The following is a 5,476-nucleotide window of genomic DNA, read 5'->3' as shown; positions in this document are numbered from 1 at the left end:
CTTTATCTTGTCAACTATTTTTCCAAATATTATTTGGAACTGTTTTTCAGTCTCCATCAAAGTCTTGGAGAGTAAGGGTTTTAGGCTATAGTATTCCTGAAAGTCACTAAGGAAGCAATAAGGTTGTGAGGAAGTCTGGTGTTTTGCCGCCTTGGCTGGTTTTAGATCCATTATTGCGTTGCTGGTTGTTGGAGGATATTGGCAGGGGCGATCGCACAACAAATACGCTATTAGTAGAAGATGTGACGCTAGGCTCTGCTAAATGGATAGCTAAAGCTTCAGGGATAATTGCTGGCTTAACAGTTGCAGCTAGGGTGTTTCAGATATTGAATGAAAAAGTCAGCTTTGTAGCGTTTGCGGCTGAAGGTGGATGGTGTGAGCCGGGACAGGTTGTAGCTGAAGTTCATGGTTCGCTGGATGCGCTGCTGATGGGGGAACGGGTGGCGCTCAATTTGGCTATGCGGTTGAGTGGGATTGCGACACTGACTAATATATATGTAGAGAAAATTGCTGATTTACCTGCTCAGTTGGTGGATACGCGTAAAACTACACCAGGGCTGAGATTGTTGGAAAAGTACGCGATTGCGGTGGGTGGGGCGATTAATCACCGCATGGGGTTGGATGATGCGGTGATGATTAAGGATAATCACATTGCGGTGGCTGGGGGAATTGGAGAAGCAGTTACCCGTATTCGTTCTCAGATACCTTATCCATTGACAATAGAGGTGGAGACAGAAAGTTTAGAGCAGGTGAAAGAAGCTTTGAAGCACAACGCTGACATTATTATGTTGGACAATATGCCTTTGGATATGATGTGTCAGGCGGTGCAGTTGATTCGCCAGCAGGATAGCCGGATGAAAATTGAAGCTTCGGGGAATGTGACTTTGGAAACGATTCGCGGTGTGGCTGAGACGGGTGTTGACTATATTTCTAGCAGTGCGCCAATTACTCAGTCGAAGTGGCTAGATTTGAGCATGAGGATTGTACTTTAAATTGGAATTTGAATCAAGAATTCTGTACCTTTTCCTGGTTGTGATGCTTATTTAAGCAATACTGCCCCGCTTTCTGGCTTCTTTGTAGGAAGTTCCCACATTTTTTAGACCAGCTTTAATCATTTGTTGTTCGAGGAGGGCAAAGAAACGCGCTCTATCGCCACCTTTAACCACTGCTTGATTATGGGCTTCGGCGATCGCTACAGGGTAGCCATATCCTTTTTGTACTTGTGCTAGCATTAGTCCCAATGCTTGATCTAACATGGTTGCATTTTCCGCTACCCATGCCGGAACTTCAATCCGGGCGATTTCTGTACCAACGTGGACGTAGCAAAAGTAAATGGTTTGATCCCCGTATAGTTCGAGAATCGGGGAATTACTGCGCCACAGAGTACTGCGTTGTCCTGGTTTGAGTCGGGTTGCCCAAACAGAAGTATCTCGTAACTGTTCAAAAATTTTACAAGCTACTTTTTCTAGCTGATTTGGGCAATAAGTTTTACAGTCTGGCTCTGGATGAGGACAAGCCAGCAACCGTAAAAAGTTCATTGTTTCGATGCTGCGAGAGGCGCTGAGATAGCCCATCAGAGGAATTTGAGCATCACGCATCTGCTGCCAAGCTTCCAGGATGGGAGGTAAAATGCGATCGCGTGCATCCATCGGCAATTGTTCTAAAAACCAGTAAATTAACGAACCATCTACCATCGCCAGTGCTGGCGCTTCCCCCTTCGTCGCACAAGCAAGTTCTGCCAACACCGTTGTTTCTGAAGCAGTGCGGCGAAAACTCATCCATTCTTCGGTTCTAATTCCCCACTGCCGAGACATATATAAATCTTCTGGGCGATAAAATACCTCTGGCAAACTATCGAGTAGCGGATGGCGATTTTGTCCGTAGTGTAAGACTACTCTGCCGATATTCAGGAGATAACAGTAAGCAATTTCGTGATGGTTGGGGGCAATTTGGGAACCATCGGTAGCGATGACAGTATGAATTTTTGGAGGAACTGGGATATCAATGCAGGTTTCTAGTGGTTCAATTGGGGTTGCATTAGCAAAGAGAATGCGATCGCGCCATTTTTCTTGGCGATTAATTAAATCTTCTTGACACTCGTAAGCATTTTTGAGATGTTGTTGCGCCAATTCTAAACGCTGGCGACTGGCAGCAGCTTCTAAAGTTAGATGCTGACTTAAACCCTGCATTTGTCGCGCCAGTTTTGTCAGGTCAAGCATAAAGGTAAGTGAAGAGTTAGGAGTTATTATTTCACTGAAATGGAAGGACAGAAGCTGTGATTTCTAATCCTTCTTATTTACGTACATCTTTTAAATATTCTGCTTCGTTGATTTCAGTTTACTTGAGTGGACTTGGGCTATTAGCCCGGAACTTAAGTTCCGGGCAGGATATCAGTAAGGGCAACAATTTGAATGTTACAAATATCTGGGCAATGACAAGCCCTTTTAGGGTGAAGGCATCAAGAGATTATTGCAACTTTAATATATTAAAGCCAACTTGAGAAATCTTTGGCAAATTGAGACAGTGATAACAACTGAATTCGCCGATCATTTTGGGCAGCTTCCCGTTCTGCTTGAGTATTATAGCCCCAGTCTGCAAGGAAGAGTTTCACATCTTCAAGGTCTGTTTGCTGTTGAACTAACTGCAACGTCTTGAGTCTATCTTCTACAAACCATAGACTAACTGGCTTGTCTGTTTCTGTCTGCTTTAATTCTCGCAGAATTTCGTATTTGGAACGCTTGACTTCTTTCCCAAAAATTGCTGCTGGTGGTAAATTGACTCCTTCTTGTTGTAACAAGTGCTGTACAAAACGCCCTTCTTTAGTTGTCACAATGTATAGCTTAACTCCACTGTCAAGAGTTAATTTTATTTTTTCTACTACACCCGGATAAAATCTATGCAGACTTAGCCAACCGTCTAAATCGTTGGTAATCCATTCATCCCGTTGGTTATCTAGTTTCGCACCAATTTCTCTTCCTTGTAGTTTGTGATTTAACAAAAGTTTCGGGGCGATGCTTGGCCATTCATGAAGAATTTTTTCATCAGCAATTCCATCTACCAACGCTTTGATTAAAACTGGCATTTCCCAACCTGTTTCAATTACAGGTCGCAGGCGATAGAATCTCAAAGGCAAATCATCTGGTGGTGTGTCGTTAGCAGACGACCAAATTTCACAGTAGGTGCGCCATGCTACCTCAAAATATTCAATTAGTCCGTCGCAAATCACTCCATCAAAGTCCAGGGCTAAAATCGTGGGACTACTTGCGGTCATTGTTTTGAGGATTAAAACTGCTGTTGTCAGCTTACCCGACAAATTCAAATCATGCAGTAATTTTTATTAGTCTTTTATAATTTATAACTTGCTTAAAAAGTATGGTGACATTGCCCAATCTGATTTAATACTGGTAGGTTAACGAGGATCTACAGCAGGTTTGCGATCAACTAAATGAACTTGGTTTTGCTTGACTACTACAGTGATTAGTGGTAGTGAACGTTTCGCTGGCCCATGAACGACTCGACCTTGAGAATCGTATTCAGACCCATGACAAGGACAAATAAAGTGATTTTTCTCAAGATCCCACTCAACTGTACATCCTAAATGGGTGCAAATTGGATTGATAGCGTACTCAGCAATCTGTGGCCCGTCTTGAATAATCAGATAATCAACGCTACGATCTGGCAAGCCTTTGACAAAAATCGGAATTCCTGGCTTTGCGGTTGCCAATAGTATATTAGCCTCAATTTTCTTGTCGTCTTTAGCCAGTGCTACAAATCCTGGAAGATAATTTTGACAGCGCGAATTCTTTGGATACAGTGAGCAAAGGGTTTCTAGGTCTATCTCATGACTTTGACTGACTTTGGGAAATAGATATCCGATCGCTACTGATGCAACTGTAGTACCTAGCATATAGGTTAAGAAATCCCGGCGCGTTTTTATCCTCGCTGGAATTTTGCCATTAATAGAAGAATTTTCTTTCATGACTTGATTTACCAATAAATGTCTAATACTATACTAGGACACGATCGCATTAGAATTATGCTTTGGTTTTAAGATACTTAGCGGTAAAAATGCCGAATTTATGACTAGGTAGTAACGCCAACGAAAATAATCGCGATACTACTAAAACTATCACAGTCCCAGAGTACAAGTTATAAAAGTAGCTTAGGTATATGTCGCTAATATTAGAAAATACTTTAATTACCGCCCCAAAATAATTACTTGGTTGAGACGTTTAACTTATAAATAGCTGGTGGTTCATGGTGTAATTAAAAGTAATAATACTAAAAGGGTAAATATACCCTATTTCAACCAAAGAAGTAAATTCATCTGAGCGAATATCTAACCTAAGAGGTGTTTTGCTCAAATCTGTTCTCAAAGTCTCTCCAGAGAAAGAACTCATTGTATCTATGATTTTCTACAGTATTATTGGTAAAGCTAGATTGTTTAATAACTCAAAAACCATGACTGAGAAAAATCAAGAAAATCAAATTAATCAACCAGTGAGCGAAAATTGGGATTCGGGCGAAGAACCGAACGTCAAGGAAAGAAACTTAACTGCGAATCCAGGAGATAGAATCGCTGACGAGTCTGAATCAGTTGAAGACAAGGCTCAACAGCTAGCTGTTGATGATGTACCAGACATTACAGGGGACAGAATCACAGTCCCGACTTACTTCGTTGTCGATGAACCTGACGGCGAAAAGAAGGCACTCCATCACGTTAAAGATGCTGAAGAGATTTCCGACGTAATTCGGCAAGCACGAGTTGACGAAAATGGAAATCGCATTTGGTAGTAGTTTTTCATTGAAGAGACAGGTGGACACAGGGATTTCTTTCTTTGTGTCTTCGTATCTATCTTCTTTCTTTGGTGAAAGTCTATTAATGAGGCAATCAAAATCTGGAAGTTCTTCTAGAATGAACTGTAATCGCAAATGTCACAAGAACCTATAGCACTAATAATATTTTGTTAATCCAGATGCGGATTGTAGCAAGGTCAATGAATGCATCAAAGTAAACTTTTTGACGTTCCCATTCGACGAGACCGCGGTATTTGCGTTGAGACCAAGCGAAACAACACTCCGGCTGAAATCTCGGCAGAGAAATTTTGATAGGTTAACAATTTTACCAGCAGTAGCAGCTTCTTTAACGAATTTGACAGCCTCTGGTGTATTACGGAGAATATCAGGATTCTAAGCACCACCAGGGACAATAATTGCATTATAATCTGTGGGTTTTGCCTATCGCAGTTGTGCTTTTAGTCATAGGTAGTGGTAAATATGTAGTGATAATAAATTTAGGCGCTACAACAAGAATTATAATGATGAATAAAATACCAGATAGCACCAATATGGTTATCTAGCTTCTTAGAGAAGGATAAAGTTTTTCTAACCAAACGAGAAATTCTTTGACGCATTGTATTATTAAAGCGTTCAATATGATTAGTCTTCCCACTTTCCTTCCCTACTGCACGATGAC

6 protein-coding genes and 1 pseudogene are annotated in these 5,476 nt (G+C 41.3%); 2 read left to right on the top strand and 5 right to left on the bottom strand.

What is annotated here, in order from left to right; translation table 11 throughout:
• Positions 1-125 precede the first annotated feature (125 nt).
• Positions 126-992 (top strand): carboxylating nicotinate-nucleotide diphosphorylase, encoded by an 867-nt coding sequence (gene nadC, locus PUQ00_RS32260; protein WP_300424029.1) that lies wholly within the window; start codon positions 126-128, stop codon positions 990-992.
• A gap of 51 nt (positions 993-1,043) precedes the next feature.
• Here nadC and PUQ00_RS32255 read toward each other — a convergent pair whose 3' ends face one another.
• From PUQ00_RS32255 to PUQ00_RS32240, 4 genes and pseudogenes are all read right to left on the bottom strand, one after another.
• Positions 1,044-2,219, bottom strand: coding sequence for a DNA double-strand break repair nuclease NurA (locus PUQ00_RS32255; protein ID WP_300424027.1), 1,176 nt, complete (start codon positions 2,217-2,219; stop codon positions 1,044-1,046).
• A 266-nt stretch (positions 2,220-2,485) separates the two neighbouring features.
• Positions 2,486-3,271, bottom strand: coding sequence for an HAD family hydrolase (locus PUQ00_RS32250; protein WP_300424025.1), 786 nt, complete (start codon positions 3,269-3,271; stop codon positions 2,486-2,488).
• 138 nt (positions 3,272-3,409) lie between these two features.
• On the bottom strand, positions 3,410-3,979 hold the full coding sequence (locus tag PUQ00_RS32245; RefSeq protein WP_300424023.1) for a Rieske 2Fe-2S domain-containing protein: 570 nt from the start codon (positions 3,977-3,979) through the stop codon (positions 3,410-3,412).
• A gap of 55 nt (positions 3,980-4,034) precedes the next feature.
• Positions 4,035-4,288 (bottom strand): annotated as a pseudogene (locus PUQ00_RS32240) (metal ABC transporter permease); the annotation flags it as partial.
• A gap of 173 nt (positions 4,289-4,461) precedes the next feature.
• Between PUQ00_RS32240 and PUQ00_RS32235 the strand changes: the two are divergent.
• On the top strand, positions 4,462-4,794 hold the full coding sequence (locus PUQ00_RS32235; RefSeq protein WP_300424030.1) for a hypothetical protein: 333 nt from the start codon (positions 4,462-4,464) through the stop codon (positions 4,792-4,794).
• Positions 4,795-5,294: 500 nt separating this feature from the next.
• Here PUQ00_RS32235 and PUQ00_RS32230 read toward each other — a convergent pair.
• The coding region (locus tag PUQ00_RS32230) for an IS1 family transposase (RefSeq protein ID WP_300421312.1) at positions 5,295-5,476 on the bottom strand (182 nt) is incomplete at its 5' end.

The sequence above is a fragment of the Nostoc sp. S13 genome, assembly GCF_029379315.1.
Classification (GTDB): Bacteria; Cyanobacteriota; Cyanobacteriia; order Cyanobacteriales; family Nostocaceae; genus Nostoc.
The sequence above is the reverse complement of the archived record's forward strand: the minus strand, read 5'-3'. Positions and strand labels throughout refer to the sequence as shown.